We start from the raw sequence: 22,046 nt of genomic DNA, 5'->3' as shown, positions 1-22,046 counted from the left end.
ATATTAATTCAATTTATAAAATCCCTTTTCGCCTGTTGCGTGAAAAGGGATTTTCTGTTTCTCGCAACTGGCTTTCCATTGTTTTTGTATGGATTTAAAGTTGGACGCATCAGCCACAACTAATTTTGGCTTCATTATTTGGAGTAGGCGGTCCATATTTATTTTAGAGGATTGTGTCAATACAATAACATCCGGATTGATGTTTTTGGGATACACTCCGGAATGGTCTACAATAAATATTTTTTCGCCTTTAAAATACAGGAAATTTCGGAGTTCTTTTTTCTGTCGTAAAGTGCTAAGGTTTCCAATGCGATAGGATTTTATAAGACTGTTTTCTTGTGCCGTTTTTAAAAGACTGTCATTGGCGTAAACAATGATATTTGCTCCATTTCGTTCAGTGATCAAGGTATTCTTTCGGCTGTTGAAAACAATAAATTCCTGCTCGTTTTGCACGTTCCAATGGGTTGTAAAACAAGAAAATTGCACAACTATAATACAAGTTAAAGCGATTGCTAATTTGTGGAAAGTAGGTTTTTTAAACCAAATGACAAGGCTTATTAGAGCTAAATAACTGCTGAGTAACAGGTATAAATTAAGCGGAATATCTTGAATTATAAACTGTTCTATCGAAGCTATTGCGTTGATAATCTTGTTTAAATAGTAAATACTGGTTTCCAGCAGGTGGGAGAGAAAAACCGGAATAAGGTCAAATGCGGCCAAAATCATTACCAAAACGCCTACTATCATTATGAAACTCAGTACTGGAATAATGATTAGATTGGTCACAAAAAATAAACCCGGAAACTGATGAAAATAATAAATACTCAGGGGTAAAGTACCTATTTGCGCCGCCAAGGAAACGGTGAGAATGTTCCAGACGTATTTTGAAGCTTTGTTTTCTGGTTGCCACACAGAGGCCAAAAGTGGTTGCAGCCAAATAATGAAAAACAAAGCAATGTAACTCAACTGAAAACCAACGTCAAATAGAAACGAAGGCTCAAAAAACAAAATCAATAACACAGAAACTAATAAAGTATGGTAAATATTGACGCTTCTGCGCAGATGATTCCCAATAGCCACAAAGGAAAACATAGTCACCGAGCGAACTACTGATGGTGCTAAACCTGCAATTATACCAAAAATAGACAAAGATGCCAGAATAAGGAGTAGTTTAAGGAACGAGCCCTTTTTTGTATTTGGAATCGGCTTTAGAATATAAGTTACAAAAAGCAAAATGAAGCCAATATGCAGTCCTGAAACGGATAAAATATGTACGGCTCCTGCATACTGGTAATCCCGCATGATATCAGGTGAAATATCTTGTTGTTGCCCCATGATCAGAGCAATGGCAACATTCAATTCCGTTTTATTGAAGTTGTTTTTTTCTAAATTCCGAATAATTCGCGTTCTCAATTTTGAAGAATAGTACCAGATATTTTTCGCTGTTTTATTTCCAATTTTTATTTCATCACCAGCAGCAAACAGTTGTGCATAGATTTGTTTGTTTTCAAGGTATTTGCCGTAGTCAAATTGATTCGGATTCATAGGTTGTTTATTCCTTGACAACGTGCCTTTGATTAGCAAAGGGGTTCCTGCTGCAAATACGGGGTTTAAATGATTTTTTTGAACGTTAAGGAGCAATCGGCCAGACTGTTCTTTTTCATTAATATGGTTGACAAGGACTATATAACGGTCTCTAAATAAGGAGCTTTTCAGCTTTTCTCTAACAACAACAGAAATAGAATGAGGCTGCTCAAAAGCATTTGTATTGTGGGTGTAGTTGTCCTTTTGAAAATAATCCGTGTGGGTTACTTGTGTAGTGGTTCCAATGATAAAAGACAAAAAATAAGTGGCAATACCAAAATAAGCGGTACGGGTGTTGCTTTTTTTGGATAAAAAAAACAACACCCCAAAGAGACTCATAGCGGTTAAAAGTATAACAATGACTGCTGCTAATGGAGGATGCAGGTAAAAAGCGAAAAGAAGTCCTGAAACAAACCCAATTGTTATTCTTGCCAAAGGAAATTGTAGTACTTTCATGACTCTAAAGTACATATTTTTAGTACGTAACGAATTTATTTTTTTTGAAAATAGGTTGAAATAGAAACACAGGGATTAGTAATGAAGAACTCGAGCTATAAAACCCTGTTGAGTTGAGCAAATCTGGTTTTGTAATACACTTCTTTTGTGGAGGAAATCAGAACGCCTCTTGAGGTCGACGCATGAATGAATTTTATCTCGTCTTCATTGACTTCAATGACTATTCCTACGTGGTTTATTTGTCGGTTTCTATTGGTTTTAAAGAATATCAGATCCCCTTTTTTAGCTTTTTCTTGTTCATGATCTAAAATAATACCGTGTTTTGATTGTTGAATCGAGGTGCGAGGCAGACTTATTTCATTTGAATCAAAGATGTTGACCATCAAGCCGGAACAGTCAAAACCTGATTTTGTTGTCCCGCCATACCTGTATTTCACACCAATATTTTCAGCAGCAGCATCGATTAATTGTTCGACCAGACGTTGTGCTTTCCTTTTTTCGGATTGAATGGATTGCTCTTTTGGGTCTGCTTTTTTCGAGTTGGTTATCGGGGAAGTTGATTTACAAGCCGTAAAAAAGGTAAGAACCAATACAAGAAATAGAAAATGTTTCAAAAGAGTGTAATTTTTTTGTAAAGGGAGCTATTTATAAATAAGAGATAATCTACAGTAAATCAGACACGATGAGTTTTGCTGTTTTTTCACTAGCGCCAATGCCACCTAATTGCTGTTCTAATAACGCATATTTTTCTAAAAGAGTATTGCGGTGGTTGATTTCTAATATTTTTTTGAGTTCTTCTCGAATGCGTTTTGGATTGCATTGCTCTTGAATTAGTTCGGTCACCACCTCCTCATCCATAATCAAGTTGACTAATGAGATGTATTTCAGGGTAATAATTCGTTTAGCAATTTGGTAGGAAGCCCAGCTGCCTTTGTAGCAAACTACTTCCGGCACTTTGAAAAGCGCTGTTTCCAGTGTTGCCGTTCCTGAGGTTACTAATGCAGCTGTTGCATTACGCAGTAAATCATAGGTTTTATTAGAAATGAATTTAATGTTTTCTTGAGTGATGAATTCTTTATAGAAAGAAAATTCCTGACTTGGCGCCCCTGCAATCACGAACTGATAGTCTGGAAAATCATTTGCCACACTGAGCATAACTGATAACATTTTAGTTATTTCCTGTTTTCGGCTACCGGGTAAAATTGCAATTATCGGTTTGTCGTTTAATTGGTTTTCTGTTCTAAAAAGGATTGAATCAACTTCGGGTTGGTTGTGGATGGCATCAATCAGTGGATGCCCGACAAATTCTACCGGAAAATGGTGTTTGTCTTCATAGAATTTTTTTTCGAAAGGCAAAATCACATACATTTTATCAATATCACGCTTGATAGCTGTAATTCTGCTTTCTTTCCAAGCCCAAATTTGTGGAGAAATGTAGTAGTGCGTTTTCATTCCTAACGCTTTTGCCCATTTTGCAATCCGTAAATTAAAACCAGGATAATCAATGAAAATAAGAATGTCCGGCTGAAATTCAAGAATGTCTTTTTTGCAGACTTTGATGTTGCTTAAAATAGTTTTCAAATTAAAAATTACCTCAATAAAGCCCATAAAAGCTAATTCTCGGTAATGTTTTACTAAGGTTCCGCCTGTTGTATTCATTAAATCGCCTCCCCAAAACCGAATGTCAGCTTTAGGATCTTTTTTATAAAGTGCTTTCATTAAATTGGAACCATGCAAATCGCCTGAAGCTTCCCCTGCTATAATGTAGTATTTCATGTTTGTTGGATTAGAAAGGTATAAATTCAGCATTTAAATTTATAAATTCAGGTCTGTTATAAATGGTATGTCAATTTACAAAGGTAAACTAATAAGCCTTCTTAAATAAACAAAGTGAGTACTGTCATTAGTATGATGGCCAATACGACACCACGCGCCATCATTTCTTTATTCATTTTTAGCAGAATGCCAAAGGCTATCAACGTAAGGATGGATCCCAGTGTGATGATTTTTCCTAAATTTCCCTGCGCTTTTATGATCTGAATTCCAATGATAAACTGGAAGTCAGTAAAAAAGGTAATAAAGAGATAGCAGCCAACTAGTGTAGTGAGAAATCCTACCAAAATTCCCCAGACTAAATCGTTCTTATTCATTCCATTTCCAGGTATTAAGTTGCTGTATGGCATGATGTGCTGTCAAGTCAAATTGAACTGGAACAACTGATATGTATCCATTTTCGAGCGCCCATTCGTCTGTGTCTTCGCCTTTGTCCTGATTGACAAATTCTCCTGCCAGCCAATAGTAATCCCTTCCTTGCGGTGTTTTTCTTTTATCAAATTTTTCTACCCAAAGTGCTTTGGCTTGGCGACAAATACGAATTCCTTTGATGTCCTTTTCGTTTAATTTTGGGAAATTAACATTTAAAACGACCCCTTCTGGAAGTCCATTTTCTAAAACTTCTAAAGAGATTTTGCGTATAAAGGTTTTGATCGTTTCAAAATTGGCGTTCCAGTCATAATCTAAAAGAGAGAAGCCTATAGCTGGAATTCCCTCTATTCCTGCCTCGACTGCCGCACTCATGGTTCCGGAGTAAATTACATTTATGGATGAATTTGAACCATGATTGACACCGGAAACACATAAATCTGGTTTTCTTTTTAGGATTTCATTTACAGCCAGTTTCACACAGTCCACTGGAGTTCCGGAGCAGCTGTACTCTAAAAATGGATCGCTATCTTTAGAGATTTTATTCAAATACAACATGCTGTTTATGGTAATGGCATGCCCCATGGCACTTTGTGGATTGTCAGGCGCAACCACGACGATTTCGCCTATTTCTGCCATAACGGCAATTAAGGCTCGAAGTCCCGGTGCCGAAATTCCGTCGTCATTCGTTATTAGAATTAAAGGTCTTGTTTTTTTCATTATATCTGTTTGTAAAAAGATTGATTATTTTTGGTTTTCAGCGTAAATGTAATCCCCCTGAATGAAATCACTAAACAAAATATAAAAATAGGTTATGTTGGTTGATTTAACTTAAAATAATAAAAACAATTTATATCTTTAACAAAAATTTATGGGGCTACTGCTGCGGTTGGCATAGTTTTTACCATAATTTAGATTAAAAATTCATGAATACAATTCTTAGCTTTATGAAAAGAAATTATAAAATCATACTTGTTGTTGTATGCCTTTCGTTAACATTGTTTGCTTTTAAATATAATGCATCAAAAGAGAACGACCCAGAAAAAGATAAATTACTCCTAGAGTTGTTGACTTTTGTAATCCAGAAAGGACATTACAATCCTGCCGATATTAACGATACTTTTTCAAAAGGAATCTATAAAGATTATATTGAGGCTTTAGATCCATCTAAACGTTTTTTCCTGCAATCCGATATCGATGAATTTTCGAAATTTGAGTTGTTGTTAGACGATCAGTTGTTGAATAAAGACTTGTCTTTTTTTAATCTTACCTATGATCGTTTGATGAAAAGAATGGAAGAGAGTAAAAAGATTTATAAGGATGTCTTGAGTGAGCCTTTTGATTATTCTGTTGATGAAAGCTTTAATATAGATTATGAAAAGGCTCCCTATGCTAAGAGTGCAAGTGAATTAAAGGATAAATGGCGTAAGCAAATTAAATTATCAACTCTTTCTTCTCTGGTAGATCGTTTGGCTTTACAAGAAAACAAGACTAATGAGGCAAAACTGGATGCTGCAATACTGAAAAAAGAGGAAAAATTAAAAGAAGAACTTTCTAAAGAAACAGCAAAGGACAGCACGGTAACCCCAGATAAACCAAAGACTTTTGAAGAATTAGAAAAAGAAACCAGAAGAAATTCTGGAAAATCATTAGATGAATATTTTGGGTTTATAAAAGATTTGGATAGAAATGATTGGTTTTCTGTGTATATAAATTCTATTACGGCTCGTTTTGATCCGCACACGAATTATTTTGCTGCCGAAGAAAAAGAACGATTTGATGTAAGTATAAGCGGAAAGTTAGAGGGAATTGGTGCCCGTCTCCAAAAGAAAAATGATTTAACTGAGATTTCGGAACTTATTTCCGGTGGTCCCGCATGGAGAGGGAAACAACTGGAAGCAGGAGATTTAATAATGAAAGTAGGGCAGGGCTCCGGAGTTTCAGTTGATGTTGTTGGGATGCGGCTTGATGATGTGGTAAAGAAAATTAAAGGACCAAAAGGTTCGGAAGTCCGACTTACAGTTAAAAAAGTAGACGGAACAATCAAGATTATTTCTATTATCAGAGATATTGTTGAAATTGAGGAAACGTACGCCAAGTCAAGTATCGTGAATAAAAACGGGATGAAATATGGGATAATTTATTTGCCTAAATTCTATATTGATTTTGAAAATAAAGACGGTAGAGATGCCGGTAAAGATGTTGCTATTGAAGTCGAGCGACTGAAACAATCCGGTGTTGATGGAATTGTTCTTGATGTTCGTGATGACGGAGGCGGATCATTATCCACGGTTGTAGATATTGCAGGCTTATTTATTGAGCAGGGTCCCATTGTTCAAATTAAATCAGCAGGAAGAAAAAAAGAAGTGTTGTACGATCGAGATAAAAAAATAGAATGGGATGGCCCTTTAGTAATTATGGTGAATAGTTTTTCTGCCTCAGCTTCTGAGATCTTAGCCGCTGCAATTCAAGATTACAAAAGAGGAATTATAATTGGGAGCAAACAAACGTACGGTAAAGGAACCGTTCAAAATGTGATTGACCTGAACCAGTTTGTGCGCAGTAGCTCCGTTGGGGATTTAGGTGCTATTAAGACCACCACACAAAAATTTTATAGAATCAACGGTGGTTCTACTCAACTAGATGGTGTACGAAGTGACATCGTTATGCCGGATCGTTATGCCTACTTGAAAATGGGAGAGCGCGATATGGATAATGCAATGCCTTGGGACAAAATTGATCGGGCTGACTACAGTGTTTGGACTAATAATGACAACTTTAATCAGGCGATAACAAATAGCAAAAACCGTATTAGTAAAAATGCACAGTTTCAATTAATTGAAGAGAATGCGAAGTGGATTGATAGTAGAAGCGAGGAGAATGTGTATAGTTTGAATATTGATACATTTAAAATCGCACAATCTGAAATTGAAGAAAAAGCTAAAAAATACAAACCAATTGTAGATTACAAAAATCTACTTACGTTTACTTCACTGCCTCATGAAGCAGATGCAATTAATAAAGACGCTTCTTTAAAAGAAAAAAGAGAAAGATGGCATGAAGCTTTAGCAAAAGATATTTATGTTGAGGAAGCACTGAATGTATTAGAAGATTTGCAATCAAAAGCAATTTCTAAAAAAAGCATTCCTGTTAAAATTAAAAAAGATAAATTAGCGAAATCTTAGGTAGTTTTTCAGCAAGTTTCAGTCAATAATAATAGAAAAACCCTGTACATTCTTAAGAACGTACAGGGTTTTTCTATTTGGGTAATTGTTTTTTCGAGTTTTGTAACTCAGTGAAGGAGACTAGATAAGTAAATCAATGCTGTTTATCTATCAATTTAGTGTGCTAAAATGTTACTGAAAAAGACCGGATTTATTGCAAATTACCATCTGAATTTTGGTATTAACGTATAACTTTAGGATTCAATTCAATGTAACAATAAGATAAATATATTTATTGTTTAGGTCTTTGATTCAAAAACAAAGAGTAATAATCCATAGTGAGGTTCGTGGATTACTTTTGTCTTAAATTTGTCAAATTACCATTCATTTACTTTATTGGCATCCATTTTTATAAATATAAAAAGCAATATTGTAAAACCCCAAAGACCGGAACCTCCGTAGGAAAAGAAAGGTAAGGGTACGCCTATGGTGGGGAAAATACCGGCTACCATGGCTATGTTTACAAAGAAATGAGTAAAAAGTACGCCTGCAACACAGTAACCATATACTCTGCTAAACTTTGTTTTTTGTCTTTCGGCAAGGTATATTATTCGAAGAAGTAAACAGGCAAAAAGGGCGATTACAGCCAGAGAACCCAGAAATCCCCATTCTTCGCCTACAGTTGTGAAGATGTAATCCGTGTGTTGTTCCGGTACAAAACCACCTTTGGTTTGTGTTCCTTCTAGGAATCCCTTTCCAAACCAGCCTCCAGATCCTATGGCTATTTCGGATTGATTGGTGTTGTATCCAATTCCTTTGAGGTCAACAGTTTTTCCTAAAAGAATATTAAAACGATCTCGGTGATGTTGTTTGAACAGGTTGTCAAATACATAATCTACAGATAGCACAAATCCAGAAATCAGAGCAAAGATAATACTGCTCAAAACAATATTTCGGTCTGCCAGTCTTGATTTGAAATGAACCAATATTATAATTGCTAATCCAATAAGTATTACATATTCTGGTTCTAATAATAAGGTAAACACAAATAAAAGAATTGTAATAAATCCAGTCCAAACATACCAAGCCGGAAGTCCTTCACGATACAAAACAATGATGAATATGCTGTATATCAATGCGCTTCCAGGGTCTGGCTGAGGCAAAATGAGTAGCACAGGTAGGAAGATTATGGCAAGAGCCTGTATTTGTCTATTGACTTCTTTTAAATTAATTTGTGTGTCACTCAAATATTTGGCTAATGCTAATGAAGTGGCTGCTTTTGCAAATTCAGAAGGCTGGATCGTGAAGCTTCCAATAGCATACCAGCAACGTTGACCAGCAATTGTTTTGCCAAATAAAAACAGCCCGGCTAATGTGAGTAGTGATACTCCAAAGATGATACTCGCATATTTCTCATAAAATTTCCCGTCAACCGAGAGTATTATGAATATTAATGGAATGGTCAATACGATGAAGATCAATTGTTTTTCATAGGTGTCTTGCATCGAAGACATAGAGGAGGAATAGATATTTAACCAGCCCAAAATAACTAATACCGCATAGATGATTATGCTTATCCAATCAATATTATTTGTGATACTTTGGTTTTTCATTACATTTAAATAACTTGTTTTTTTACTTTTGATGTATCTGTTTTAATCCTTACGGCAGGAATTGTTCTTTTATTTAAAAGCGAGTCGCTAATGCGTAATTGCAATTTGACTGCGTCAGAAAGTCCACCTAATTTGGCATATTGACTTTGTAAGCTGGTTGCAAGTATTCTTTTTTCCAGATCTATCCTTGTGATTTTTTGTCTTAGGTATTTTTCAATCATCAAACTGGCAATTGGTCCCGCTATTGTTGATCCAAATCCCCCATTTTCAACCATGATAGCAATGGCAATTTTCGGATTGTCTTTTGGTGCAAATGCTACAAATATGGAATGATCTTTAAGTTGAATTCTTTTGCCTCCAATTTTAGCAAAATTTTCAGCTGTACCGGTTTTACCACAAATATCTATTCCTTCTACTTTAAGTGCGCTAGCAGTCCCCATGTTGTACACATCAAACAAACCGCTAATTATGGGTTTGAAGTGTTTTTTGTCGATGGTGGTGGTGTGTTTTGTCGTGAATTTTTTATCAATTTTGTGGCCTTCAATTTTTTTGATGATGTGAGGGGTGTAATAATAACCTTCATTTGCAACAGTTGCCATCATGTTAGCAAGTTGTATGGGTGTCATTAGAACTTCGCCCTGTCCTATTGAATTAGAAACGATCGTGGTACTTCTCCACCCTCCATTTGGATAGATGCGTTTGTATGTTTTAGAATCCGGAATATTTCCTCTTTTACCTGTTGGTAAGTCATATCCCATAAATTGTCCCAGTCCAAAGCTTTTTATGTGGTTGCTCCAAACATCAACAGCTGTGGCCGGTTTTGTATATTTGTTTATTGTCTTCATATACGCTGTGGCAAAATAGGAATTGCAAGATTCATATATACCTCTGTGCAGCTGAAGAGAACCTCCTCTACAATGGCATCTCATAAATCGACCTCTTGCATAACTAAAACCATTATTGCAGGATACGCTTGTGTTTTCATCTATTACACCTTCTTGTAGAGCAACTAAGCCAGTTAAAATTTTAAACGGTGATCCTGGCGGATATTCAGCTAGTAATCCTCTGTCATACAGTGGCTTTGCTATTGAATCATGGTATAGTTGGGTGTAGTTTTTAGAGCGTTGTCTTCCTACCAATATTCCTGGATCATAAGAAGGAGCGGTTACCAGTGCTAGTATTTCGCCAGTGCGAGGTTCTATAGCAACAATTCCGCCTCTTTTATTAATCATCAATTCCTCTCCGTATTTTTGAAGTTCGGCGTCAATAGTAAGATTTATATCTTCTCCTTGCACGGCTATAGTGTCGTATTTCCCTTCTTTATAGGAGCCAATTTCCCTATTGTATTTGTCTTTTTGAATGTATTTAACCCCTTTTACCCCGCGTAAAAGATCTTCATAGCTTTCTTCAACTCCCTGTCTTCCAATTAAATCACCGCTATTGTAATATGGATTTTTGGCTACTAGTTTTTCATTTACCTGAGTGATGCCCCCAAAAACATTGGCTCCAAAATTTACTTCATAATCACGAAGGGAACGTTTTTGAAAATAAAAACCTTCATATTTTCTTATTTTTTCTTGAAAAGCTGCAAATTCACTTTTATTCAATTGTGATAAAAAAACAGAGGGTAACCGCGGACTATATATTCTAGCTTTTTCAATTCTTTTAATGAAATCTTCTTTTGAAATTTTCAACAATTGACAAAGTTCTAAAGTATCTGTGTTTTTTAATTCTCTAGGAATGACCATAATGTCATAAGATGCTTGGTTCGCAACCATTAATACGCCTTTACGGTCATAGATGTAGCCTCTTTCAGGATATTCATATTTTTTTTTAATTGCGTTATTTTCAGATTTTAACTTTAAGGTGTCATCCACTATTTGCAAATAAAAAATACGCAATATTAGTAAAGAAGTAGCAAGAATGATTAGGGAAGGCAATAGTGCTTTTCTCATCTTTTATTAGGCTTAATAAGGTATATTATAATTATGCAAATAAGGAGTGTGAATATGGTACTCAATAAAGTTCGTAATACGACATCTAAAATAAAGCTAAATTGAAAAGCTTCCAGCAAAAACATCGTAAAATGATGAATGGTAACCGATAGTAATAAAAAAGAAAATCTTTCTGGGGTTAATACATCATTCAGTTTTATAGTTTGGTATTCATAACTTAACCCAAAGGAAAACTTAAAAACAGAAGGTCTAAAGTAGGCTAATACTAAGCAAGCGGTCGCATGTGTTCCTCCAGAATTACTGAACATATCCATGATAAGGCCTAGTAAAAAACTAGCAATTAGCAGTCCTGATTTATTTCCATTTACGGGATAAAGTATGATAAATAACACATAAGGAAATGGGCTTATATACCCAAAAAAATTCATGTTATTAAATATGATAATCTGAATTGCTAATAACAAAAGGAATCGGGAAATATTGACTAACAGTGCGCTATTCATCCTTATTTCTTTTTTCTAAATTAATAATTTCTTCACGATCTTTACGCGTTATAATATAAACGTGACCTAGATTTGTCATATCGTTAAATAATTTAACATTTATGGTGTAATAATTAGTCTGATTGTCTATTTCTATTTTGTCAATAGTTCCTATGTTGATGTTTTCTGGAAATATTACAGATTGCCCCCCTGTTACAATGGTATCTCCTTTTCTAATAGCGGCTAATCTAGGAACATCTATCAATTGTACAAAGCCAGTACTTTTTCCGTTCCATATCAAAGATCCAAAATGATTGGATTTTTTGATTTTAGCATTAATTTGAAATTTCTTATTTAAAATGCTGATTACAGTGGCATAATTAGGTGAGGTATTTTCTATGATTCCTATAATTCCTAAGCTGTTTATAACGCCCATGTCTGGTTTCACACCTTCTAGTTCTCCTGAATTTAAGGTTAAATAATTTTCGTGAGTACTATAAGAATTGTGTATTACCTTAGATACTAATATATCTCCTGATTCGATCCCTTTTAGACTGTCTAGTTTTTTTATTGCAGTGGTATCTTTTTTGTTAAATATAAGACTCTTTAATTTTGCGTTTTCAAGCGCGAGTGCTTCATTTTCAGTTTTTAAATTCAAATATTCATTAAGGTTGTTTACCTTTTCATAGACACCTCCGCTTAGAAAATTTGCAGAACTAATTATTTTACTTCTGTGAAAGGAGTGGGATTGAATGGTAAGGGATAATGAAATACCCAAAAGCAGCAAAAACAGTAACCGATTACTGTTTTTAAAAATAAAATTAAATATTTGCTGCATTTTCTAACGGTATAATATAAATAGCTGTCTGTTTTATTTTGGAATCTAATAGTTGTTGCTGGATGCTATCTCAGTCCTGTAAATTGACAAGAGTAGCTATAACAAATTACTTAATTAAAATACTTTTAAATTTAGCAATGTTTTTTAGTGCCATTCCTGTCCCTCTTACTACAGCTCTTAACGGATCTTCTGCAATGTAAACTGGTAAATCAGTTTTTTGTGAAATTCGCTTGTCAAGACCTCTTAACATGGAGCCTCCACCGGCAAGGTAGATTCCTGTGTTGTATATATCGGCAGCTAGTTCTGGGGGAGTTTGTGATAACGTTTCCATAACGGCATCTTCAATTCTTTGAATTGATTTGTCTAATGCTTTTGCAATTTCTCGGTACGATACTTCTACCTGTTTTGGTTTACCAGTAAGTAAATCTCTACCTTGAACGGACATGTCTTCAGGAGGTGTTTCTAAATCTTCTATTGCTGCGCCAATTTGAATTTTTATTTTTTCAGCTGTACTTTCTCCAACAAAAAGATTGTGTTGGGTACGCATATAATATACGATATCATTTGTGAATACATCACCAGCTATTTTTACTGATTTGTCACAAACAATACCACCTAAGGCGATTACGGCAATTTCAGTTGTTCCACCACCTATATCTACAATCATGTTTCCTTTTGGTTGCATAATATCAATACCAATACCTATTGCTGCTGCCATAGGTTCGTGTATTAGGTATACTTCTTTACCGTTTACTCTTTCACAAGACTCTTTTACGGCTCTCATCTCCACTTCGGTAATGCCAGAGGGAATACAAACGACCATTCTTAACGCAGGAGTAAACATTCTTTTCTTTAGCGCGGGTATGCTTTTGATAAACATACTTATCATTTTTTCTGAAGCATCAAAATCAGCAATTACACCATCTTTCAAAGGGCGTATTGTCTTAATGTTTTCATGTGTTTTACCTTGCATCAAGTTGGCTTCTTTGCCCACAGCAATGATTTTACCAGAAACTCTGTCTCTGGCAACAATTGATGGACTGTCTATTACAACTTTATCATTATGTATGATTAAAGTATTAGCGGTACCAAGGTCTATCGCGATATCCTCAGTCATGAAATCAAAAAATCCCATAAATTTTTTGGGGTTAAAATGTTATAAATTTGAAACGCACAAAGTTAAACAAATTAATGTTTAAAATGACGCGTTCCCGTAAATACCATTGCAAGTTTATTTTCATTGCAATAGTCAATGCTCAAATTGTCTTTGATGGATCCGCCTGGCTGAATTACCGCAGTAATACCTGCTTTTTTAGCTATTTCAACACAGTCTGGGAAAGGGAAAAATGCATCACTTGCCATTGAGGCTCCATGTAAGTCAAATCCAAAATTTTTAGCTTTTTCTATCGCCTGTACTAAGGCATCAACTCTGGATGTTTGTCCTGTACCGGATGCAATAAGTGTTCCGTTTTTAGCAAAAACAATCGTGTTTGATTTGGTGTTTTTACAAATTTTGGAAGCGAAAATTAAATCCTGAATTTCCTGTTCAGTAGGAGCTGTTATGGTAACGGTTTTTAAGGCTTCTTTATTGTCAGTTACCGTATTTCTTTCTTGAATTAAAAGTCCGTTCAAGCAGGTTCGTGCCGTTTTTTGGGGTAACCCAACCTCGTTCTGAACTAATAGGATTCGGTTTTTCTTTTCTTGTAAAATAGTCAGGGCCTCAGTATCATATTCGGGGGCAATGACCACCTCACAAAATAATTTGTTTATCTCTGTTGCAGTCGCTGCATCAATTTTAGTATTGGAAATTAAAACACCTCCAAATGCAGATGTCGGGTCACAAGCTAATGCGGCTAAATAGGCCTCAGTAATAGTTGTTCGTGTCGCTAAACCACAAGCGTTGTTGTGTTTTAATATGGCAAATGTAGGGCCGTCATTGTTGAATTCAGCTATCAAATTTACAGCCGCATCTACATCCAACAAATTATTGTATGATAATTCTTTTCCGTGCACTTTGTTGAACATGGCCTCAAAATCTCCAAAGAAAAATCCTTTTTGATGTGGGTTTTCACCGTATCTCAGCACTTGACCGTTAGGAATACTTTCTTTGTAAATGGTTTCGTCAGTATTAAAATAATTGAAAATTGCAGTGTCATAATGCGATGAAACATGAAATGCTTTTGTTGCCAATAATTTTCGGTCTTCCAATGTTGTGGCGCCATTTTGATCGATAATTAAATCTAAAAGCAAGCCGTATTGATCTACCGAAGCCACAATTACGGTATCCTTGAAGTTTTTTGCAGCAGCACGAATTAAAGAAATACCACCAATATCTATTTTTTCAATGATGTCTGCTTCACTTGCTCCTGAAGCAACCGTTTTTTCAAAAGGATATAAGTCAACAATGACTAAGTCAATTTGTGGAATGTTGAATTCTAGCATTTGTTGTGCATCACTCTCATTATCTTGGCGATTTAGTATTCCACCAAAGACTTTTGGGTGTAATGTTTTTACTCTTCCACCCAAAATAGAAGGGTAAGAGGTCACATCTTCAACGGGTATTACGGGAATTCCTAAATTTTTTATAAAATCCTCAGTCCCTCCAGTAGAATAAAGTGTAACATTTTGACTGTTTAGTTGTCTTACTATAGGTTCTAATCCTTCTTTTGAAAAGACGGAGATTAATGCAGATTGAATTGTTTTAGTTGTGCTCATTATGTAGTTATAGTTATAAAATGCAAAAATAGTTTTTTAATGTCAAAATTAAGCCATTTGAAATTGAGATAATTGTAATTTTTACGGCTATTGCAACGGGAAACATAAAAATAGCGCTTTCACAATGTAACGAAACGATTTTTCATTAGGTTTCTGATTAATATTTATAGAATTTTACTTAACACTAAATAGATTGTATGTTAGTTTACCTTCGATTATTAAAAGAGAGTTTTAGCTTTGCGATGAATGCATTGCGCAACAATAAGTTACGAACGCTGCTTTCTTTGTTAGGCGTTACTATTGGAATTTTTTCTATTATAGCGGTACTCGCTGCTGTAGATTCTTTGGACAGAAAAATCACTAAAGATTTGAGTAGTTTAGATAAAAATACGATTTATTTGATGAAATTTTCTTTCGGACCTTCGGAAATTCCACAATGGAAAAGAGAACAGTTTCCTAATGTGAAGTATGATGAATACACCTATATGAAAGGTGCAATGACTAACACGGATCAAATGGCCTATCAAATATTTATTAGAAGAGAATCTATTAAATTTGATTCAAAAACAGTTAGTGATGTCAATATAGTTCCTGTTTCTCAGGAATTTATAGATATTCAGGGCCTTGAGTTTGAAAGCGGACGATTTTACAATGAATCCGAAGCCAATTCCGGAGCTACAGTTGTTGTTTTGGGGAATGAAATTGCAAAATCACTTTTTGATGATGCAGAACCCATTGGAAAAAACGTGCGGTTGTATGGAAATCGTTTTACGGTCATTGGGGTTTTGAAGAAACAAGGAGCGGGTTTATTTGGGGATAGTAATGACACCTCAGCTTATATTCCAGTCAATTTTGTGCGACAACTATACGGGGATAATAATACTGCTTTGACAAATGTTATTATTTTTAAACCTGAAAATGGAGCTGACATGGCAGCTTATAAAGAAGAAATAGCACAAAAATTAAGAAGCTTTAGGGGAGTGAAAGCAGGTGAAATAGATAATTTTTTCATTAATGTTTTTTCTGGATTTACTGACCTTATTGATGGTATCCTTGGGCAAATGAATCTTGTAGGATGGGTTATCAGTGGCTTTTCTCTGCTTGTAGGTGGTTTTGGAATTGCTAATATTATGTTTGTTTCTGTAAAAGAGCGTACGAATTTGATTGGGATCCAAAAATCATTGGGAGCCAAAAACAAGTTTATATTGTTTCAGTTTTTATTTGAAGCGATAATATTATCAGTTATTGGTGGTTTGATAGGATTGCTCTTAGTTTGGATTATTACTCTTATTGTAACAAAAGCCTTAGACTTCGAGTTTGTCTTAAGTATGGGTAATATTGTCCTAGGAACAGGATTAGCGGCTATAATTGGTCTAATATCCGGAATTCTACCTGCAATTGCAGCTTCTAAATTAGATCCGGTGGAGGCTATTCGTACCGGGATATAAAAAACTCAGGTTTGAGTAATCCTCTTTTGTAAACACTTAATTTTAAATATAATGGCATAACAAAAACAGCTTCCAATATTTTTTTGGAAGCTGTTTTTTGTTATAAAGAGAATGTAGCGCAAATATAAAGTCCCAATTGCTTGGGATTTTATTTATCGAATATCATTGTTCTGAATCAAATCAATGTACAAGTTGATCTTGTCTTTCAATTCTTTTCTTGGTGTGATAAAGTCTAAGAAGCCATGTTCGAGTAAAAACTCAGCAGTCTGAAAACCCTCAGGTAAATCTTTACCAGTTGTGTCTCGTACTACTCTAGGTCCAGCAAATCCTATTAATGCGCCTGGTTCAGATATGTTGATGTCCCCTAGCATCGCGTATGAAGCAGTTGTTCCTCCAGTTGTTGGATCTGTACATAACGAAATATAAGGAAGTTTTGCTTCGGCAAGTTGTGCTAACTTAACAGATGTTTTGGCTAATTGCATTAATGAATAAGCAGCTTCCATCATTCTGGCTCCACCTGATTTTGAAATCATGACAAAAGGCAAGTTGTTTTTGATGGCGTGATCAATTCCTCTCGCTATTTTTTCACCTACAACTGCACCCATAGAACCACCAATGAAGGCAAAATCCATACAGCAAATAACTAAATCTTTACCTTTTGATTTTCCAACTCCCGTGCGTACTGCATCCTTGAGTTTGGTTTTTTCCATTACATCTTTCAAACGATCTGCATATTTCTTGGTATCCACAAAGTGCAAAGGATCTTTAGAAGTCATATTCTTGTCTAATTCAACAAATTCATTATTGTCAAATAAGATTTGAAAATATTCAGCACTTCCAATTCTGACATGAAAACCATCTTCTGGACTCACAAATAAGTTGCGAGCTAGTTCATCGGCATCAATGATTTTTCCGGTTGGAGATTTGTACCAAAGTCCTTTTGGAATATCCATTTTGTCTTCGGTAGCGGTAGTAATCCCTTTTTCTTTTCTTTTAAACCAAGCCATTTCTTTAGTATTCAGTGTTCAGTAATCAGGTATTCAGTGTTTTGTAATCAGTTTTAGTGTTCCATTATCAGCATTTGAGATCTGAACACTAAAAACGGACCACTATTTTTATAATGTATTCACATTGTTCAAGTCAGCAAATGCTTGCTCAAGTCTTGTGTTGAAAGTAACTTCACTTTCACGCAACCATTTTCTTGGGTCGTAATGTTTTTTGTTTGGAACATCAGCGCCTTCTGGGTTTCCAATTTGAGTTTTCAAATAGTCAATATTTTTAACCATGTAATCACGAATTCCTTCTGTAAATGCAAATTGCAAATCAGTATCGATATTCATTTTTATTACCCCGTAGCTGATCCCTTCTCTTATTTCTTCTAATGTAGAACCAGAACCACCGTGGAAAACGAAATCTACTGGATTAGATCCTGTATTGAATTTATTTTGAACAAAATCCTGAGAATTTTTCAATATTTTTGGAGTCAATTTTACATTTCCGGGTTTGTACACTCCATGTACGTTTCCAAAAGCAGCAGCAATTGTAAATCGTGGACTTACTTTTGAAAGTTCTTCGTATGCGTAAGCAACTTCTTCCGGTTGTGTATATAATTTAGAACTATCTACATCAGAGTTGTCTACACCATCTTCTTCACCACCTGTGATTCCAAGTTCGATCTCTAATGTCATTCCCATTTTACTCATTCGTTCTAAATAGCCTTTGCAAATTTCGATGTTTTCTTCGATAGGCTCTTCAGATAAATCAATCATGTGAGACGAAAACAATGGTTTTCCGGTTTTAACAAAATGTGCTTCGGAAGCATCTAATAGGCCGTCTATCCAAGGTAATAATTTTTTCGCACAATGGTCAGTATGTAAAATTACAGTTGCTCCATACGCTTCCGCCATGGTGTGAATGTGTAAAGCTCCTGCAATTCCACCAGCGATAGCTGCTTTTTCACCAACATTCGAAAGTCCTTTACCTGCATTAAATTGTGCTCCTCCATTAGAAAACTGAATGATAACAGGAGCATTAAGTTTTGCTGCAGTTTCAAGGACACCATTGATTGTATTTGATCCAGTAACGTTTACTGCCGGAAGTGCAAATCCTTTTTCTTTTGCGTAATTGAAAATTTCTTGTACTTGATCTCCTGTAGCTACGCCCGGTTTAATAGTATGTGCCATTGTGTTTTTTTTAGTTATTTTTTAGTTTTTAGTTTTGCAAAAATAAGAATTATTTAGCATTAGAACGGGTAATTTATTCCAAAATTTAAAACAGAGTTTCCAAAATTATATTCTTGAAACCATCTTTTACGGGTTTCTTTGGCAGGATTATAGGTTTTAAATCCTAAATCAAAACGAATTACAAAAAAACTCAGGTCATATCGAAGGCCGAATCCCGTGCCTAATGCAATGTCTTTTAAGTCGCTGAAACTGGTAAATGTTGATTTCTCATCCACCACATTATCCAATACGTTCCAAATGTTCCCGGCATCAGCAAAAAGGGCCCCTTTTAAATTGCCTAATATTTTAAATCTAAATTCACCACTAATGGCAATTTTCATGTTGGCTTCATTAAAATCATCTACAGCTCCGCTACTCCCGGGACCTAAGCTGTATGGTTGCCAGGCTCGGTTGTCATTTGAGCCCCCAGAAAAATAACTCCTTGAAAAAGGAATGTAATTTGAATTCCCAAATGGGACTGCAATGCCAAAAAAGGATCGAAAGGCAAAGATCTTTTCTTTAGATAAATCCCAATGTTTGATGTATTCAAATTCTGTTTTTAGGTATTCAGAGTATTCTAAATTAAATATCTCATAATTACCGGTGACATTTTCTTTTTGATTTGTCGTTTTTGCAAAAGCTGACAATAGTGTTCCCGCTGATTCTATTTTTGTTCTAAAGAGATAAAAATCATTGTCTAATAAGTCTTTCTTTGTTGTTTTTGAAAACGTAAAACTTGTAGCGAGTATAAAATCGTTTTCCGTAAGTCGGAGTCTTCTTTCCTCAATGCTTTTTACACTTTCTATATCAGCACTTTCTAATGGTTTTAAGAAACTCGCATTTCCTGATAAGACATCACGGGTAAATCCAGTTGTGCCTCTTTCAATGACTAAATCCCTATCGATATCATTGTTATAGTAGTTAGGGTTGGTGTTGTATTGCTTCCCTATGGCATTCAATGCTCTGTAAGAAGAGTTGTAAACAAAGAAATAATTATTGGGATTTAGATTGCGAACAAACTGGGTGTTAAACAGGTCAAATCGGGCAGTATGGTTTCTTTTTGGAGTCCAATTGTACGATAGTGCTCCCGTGAAATTTTCTTTGTCTAACCCCAGATTTCTTTGTTTTGCAAAACCGACTGTGATTAGTGTGGAGGGAATCATGCTTTTTGGAATGATTTTTTCAGTGCTAAAGGGAATGAAAATTCTAGGAATATTTAATTTTAAATCCAACCCGTACTCGGATACATTAAAAAAATTATTATTTGGATTGGCAAGATCTTGTGAGGAACCTATATTGCCACGGGCTGCAATTTCCAGTGTTTCAGCACCATTAAAAACATTTCTGATTGTTTCTGAAACACTCAATCCGATACCAAAATCCTGAATGTTAGAATGGGTAACATCTAGTGTAGTCCCAAAACTATATTTTTTGCGGGGAGTCAGGTATACTTTAGCGATCAGCGATTGTGCAGTACTGTCTCTTTTGTCAACTTCATATTGTATGGAGGGGTAGTTGAATACTTTGAGGTTGTTCAGGTAGCGTGTGGTCAAGACTGTTTTGTAATCAGCATACAAACCTCCCTTTGTAATGAATATGGCGTTAGTTATCGCGCGAGGTTTGTATTTTAATTTTTGATGGCTGTATAAATTGAAGTTTTTGTAGGTTGTACTATCTGTAATAGTCCGGTTGTTATTCTCTGAGGAATAGTCCGTATAAATATTTACATCACTTATTTTATAAATTTTAAAAGGCACCGTTTTGCTAGAATCCTGATCTTGGTACGAATAATTATTAATGACCAGGTTTATATTTGCTTGATTTACTTTTTTAATCGTGTCAATATCAAAAGTAACGTAGTTGGACTGAAAATAATAGGCTCCGTTATTTCTGAAATGAGTGGTAATTCGGTTTTTTTCATTCTCAAAATCTTCTGTTTTGTATTGATTGCCTGATTTTAGAAAGGTATTGGATTTATTGGTTTGGTATAAAGAGTCTAATGCTGGAGTTAAAATAGTGGTTTTTAAAGTATCTAGGAAAAAGGCATTTCCGGGCGTTATGGCGTATTTTATTTTAGCTTTTTTAAGGCTCAGGGTGTCTATGTTGTAATTTGCATTTACATTAAAATAGCCATTGTTGAAATAGTAATATTTCAATCGCAATACTGATTTGTCAGCTCTTTCTTTGTCGATAATTACAGGAGGCTCTCCTGTTTTTTTTAAAAAATTATGGATGCCATAATATAAAAAAGACTTTCCGAGTCTGTTGACTTGTTTTTCAGACAGCCATTTGGATTGTCTTTTGTATTTTTCGGGATTGTTAGCAAACTTAGCCTGATAGGTTGAATCTGGATTTAGATTGGCAAGATTGTAAAGGTTCAAGCGCAAACGATAGCCCAGCAAGGTACTGTTTGGTTTTTGATACAACTGATTAAAAATAGTTTCCTCCTTAATGGATTTGCCATTGGCCTCGATTTCATTTTTTGTAAGCAGCAATTTCCCGTCAGGAACTCTTTTTACAGCGTCACAAGCGCAAATTAGTATTGCAATTACAATAAATGCAGTTATTTTTGTAGAAATTTTTTTCAAGTGTTCTAAAATATTTAATTCAAAAGTACATTATTTTATGGTTAGTAAAAACCAAATAAAGCTTATAACGAGTTTGCAGCAAAAAAAATATAGGATAGCCAATAAATTATTTTTTGCCGAAGGTGTCAAAGGAATTGAGGAACTATTGGATTCTAATTTTGAATTGGAACATTTGTTTACCACCCAAAATGATTTTGATTCGGTAAGCCAAGAAAAAAAAACCATTATTTCAGAAAATGATTTAAAAAAAGTTACAGCATTGGCTACTCCGAATACATGTTTAGCCGTTTTTAAGATGCCAGTAGAAAAATCAATTACTGAAACCGGTTTGATTCTAGCGCTTGATTCTATTCGGGATCCTGGAAATTTAGGGACTATATTGCGTTTGTGTGACTGGTTTGGGATACAACAAGTCTTGTGTTCAAAGGAAACGGTAGATCTGTATAATCCAAAAGTGGTTCAGGCAACCATGGGCTCCATTGCCCGGGTGAATGTTAATTATGTTGATTTGAATGTTTTTTTAGCGCAGACAAAACTTCCAATTTTTGGGACCTTCATGGATGGAGAAAATATTTATAAAGCAACTCTTCCTCAACAGGGAATTATTATCATGGGGAATGAAGCTAATGGAATTTCTCCGGCTCTTGAAAATGAGGTCCACAACCGACTCACAATTCCTCGTTTTGGGAATCTTCAAAAAACGGAAAGTCTGAATGTAGCTGCAGCAACAGCAATTGTCTTAAGTGAGTTTTGTAGAGGCTGATAGCAACGCGCAGTCA

17 protein-coding genes are annotated in these 22,046 nt (G+C 35.2%); 3 read left to right on the top strand and 14 right to left on the bottom strand.

Going from position 1 to position 22,046, the window contains the following annotated elements; genetic code table 11:
- Positions 1-3: 3 nt before the first annotated feature.
- The 5 genes from EKL97_RS09450 to surE form a co-directional block, all read right to left on the bottom strand.
- The gene (locus EKL97_RS09450; protein ID WP_126568718.1) at positions 4-2,040 is read right to left on the bottom strand and encodes a ComEC/Rec2 family competence protein; all 2,037 of its coding nucleotides are present in this window, start codon (positions 2,038-2,040) and stop codon (positions 4-6) included.
- A gap of 95 nt (positions 2,041-2,135) precedes the next feature.
- Entirely contained in the window at positions 2,136-2,654 is a 519-nt protein-coding gene (locus EKL97_RS09445) for a C40 family peptidase (RefSeq protein ID WP_126562109.1), read from the bottom strand.
- Positions 2,655-2,703: 49 nt separating this feature from the next.
- Positions 2,704-3,816 (bottom strand): lipid-A-disaccharide synthase, encoded by a 1,113-nt coding sequence (lpxB, locus tag EKL97_RS09440; protein ID WP_126457468.1) that lies wholly within the window; start codon positions 3,814-3,816, stop codon positions 2,704-2,706.
- Positions 3,817-3,917: 101 nt separating this feature from the next.
- Positions 3,918-4,190, bottom strand: a complete 273-nt coding sequence (locus tag EKL97_RS09435; protein ID WP_126453152.1) for a hypothetical protein — start codon at positions 4,188-4,190, stop codon at positions 3,918-3,920.
- The gene (surE, locus tag EKL97_RS09430) at positions 4,183-4,962 is read right to left on the bottom strand and encodes a 5'/3'-nucleotidase SurE (protein WP_126457467.1); all 780 of its coding nucleotides are present in this window, start codon (positions 4,960-4,962) and stop codon (positions 4,183-4,185) included. The genes EKL97_RS09435 and surE overlap by 8 nt, the downstream gene beginning before the upstream one ends.
- Before the next feature lie 206 nt (positions 4,963-5,168).
- On the opposite strand from surE, the gene EKL97_RS09425 reads away from it, so the two are divergent.
- On the top strand, positions 5,169-7,427 hold the full coding sequence (locus tag EKL97_RS09425; RefSeq protein WP_126568717.1) for a carboxy terminal-processing peptidase: 2,259 nt from the start codon (positions 5,169-5,171) through the stop codon (positions 7,425-7,427).
- Positions 7,428-7,783: 356 nt separating this feature from the next.
- Here EKL97_RS09425 and rodA read toward each other — a convergent pair whose 3' ends face one another.
- From rodA to purH, 6 genes are all read right to left on the bottom strand, one after another.
- Positions 7,784-9,019, bottom strand: a complete 1,236-nt coding sequence (rodA, locus tag EKL97_RS09420; protein WP_126457465.1) for a rod shape-determining protein RodA — start codon at positions 9,017-9,019, stop codon at positions 7,784-7,786.
- 5 nt (positions 9,020-9,024) lie between these two features.
- The gene (gene mrdA, locus EKL97_RS09415; RefSeq protein WP_126554942.1) at positions 9,025-10,974 is read right to left on the bottom strand and encodes a penicillin-binding protein 2; all 1,950 of its coding nucleotides are present in this window, start codon (positions 10,972-10,974) and stop codon (positions 9,025-9,027) included.
- The gene (locus EKL97_RS09410) at positions 10,971-11,477 is read right to left on the bottom strand and encodes a rod shape-determining protein MreD (RefSeq protein WP_126457463.1); all 507 of its coding nucleotides are present in this window, start codon (positions 11,475-11,477) and stop codon (positions 10,971-10,973) included. Before EKL97_RS09410 ends, mrdA begins: the two co-directional genes overlap by 4 nt.
- Positions 11,470-12,294 (bottom strand): rod shape-determining protein MreC, encoded by an 825-nt coding sequence (mreC, locus tag EKL97_RS09405; RefSeq protein WP_126457462.1) that lies wholly within the window; start codon positions 12,292-12,294, stop codon positions 11,470-11,472. Before mreC ends, EKL97_RS09410 begins: the two co-directional genes overlap by 8 nt.
- A gap of 106 nt (positions 12,295-12,400) precedes the next feature.
- On the bottom strand, positions 12,401-13,429 hold the full coding sequence (locus EKL97_RS09400) for a rod shape-determining protein (RefSeq protein ID WP_126452939.1): 1,029 nt from the start codon (positions 13,427-13,429) through the stop codon (positions 12,401-12,403).
- Between the two features lie 53 nt (positions 13,430-13,482).
- Entirely contained in the window at positions 13,483-15,009 is a 1,527-nt protein-coding gene (gene purH, locus EKL97_RS09395; RefSeq protein WP_126568716.1) for a bifunctional phosphoribosylaminoimidazolecarboxamide formyltransferase/IMP cyclohydrolase, read from the bottom strand.
- Positions 15,010-15,206: 197 nt separating this feature from the next.
- Between purH and EKL97_RS09390 the strand changes: the two genes are divergently transcribed.
- Positions 15,207-16,457: an ABC transporter permease gene (locus EKL97_RS09390; RefSeq protein WP_126452943.1), complete on the top strand. Its 1,251-nt coding sequence runs from the start codon at positions 15,207-15,209 to the stop codon at positions 16,455-16,457.
- Between the two features lie 152 nt (positions 16,458-16,609).
- Here EKL97_RS09390 and accD read toward each other — a convergent pair whose 3' ends face one another.
- The 3 genes from accD to EKL97_RS09375 all read right to left on the bottom strand — a co-directional run bounded on the left by accD (position 16,610) and on the right by EKL97_RS09375 (position 21,267).
- On the bottom strand, positions 16,610-17,464 hold the full coding sequence (gene accD, locus EKL97_RS09385) for an acetyl-CoA carboxylase, carboxyltransferase subunit beta (RefSeq protein ID WP_126452945.1): 855 nt from the start codon (positions 17,462-17,464) through the stop codon (positions 16,610-16,612).
- A 108-nt stretch (positions 17,465-17,572) separates the two neighbouring features.
- Positions 17,573-18,640 carry a class II fructose-bisphosphate aldolase gene (gene fbaA / locus EKL97_RS09380; protein ID WP_126562105.1) on the bottom strand — a complete coding sequence of 356 codons (1,068 nt, stop codon included), beginning with the start codon at positions 18,638-18,640 and terminating at the stop codon, positions 17,573-17,575.
- A 59-nt stretch (positions 18,641-18,699) separates the two neighbouring features.
- A complete protein-coding gene (locus EKL97_RS09375; protein WP_126568715.1) occupies positions 18,700-21,267 on the bottom strand; it encodes a BamA/TamA family outer membrane protein in 2,568 nt (855 codons plus the stop codon).
- Between the two features lie 37 nt (positions 21,268-21,304).
- Here EKL97_RS09375 and EKL97_RS09370 point away from each other — a divergent pair, with 37 nt between their 5' ends.
- Complete coding sequence (locus tag EKL97_RS09370; protein ID WP_126457456.1) at positions 21,305-22,030, top strand: TrmH family RNA methyltransferase; 726 nt, start codon at positions 21,305-21,307, stop codon at positions 22,028-22,030.
- Positions 22,031-22,046 lie beyond the last annotated feature (16 nt).

This window comes from Flavobacterium sp. LS1P28, assembly GCF_003970335.1.
In the GTDB taxonomy this organism is placed as follows: Bacteria; Bacteroidota; Bacteroidia; order Flavobacteriales; family Flavobacteriaceae; genus Flavobacterium.
Note: the sequence above shows the minus strand (reverse complement) of the source record. Positions and strands in the feature narration are given on the sequence as shown.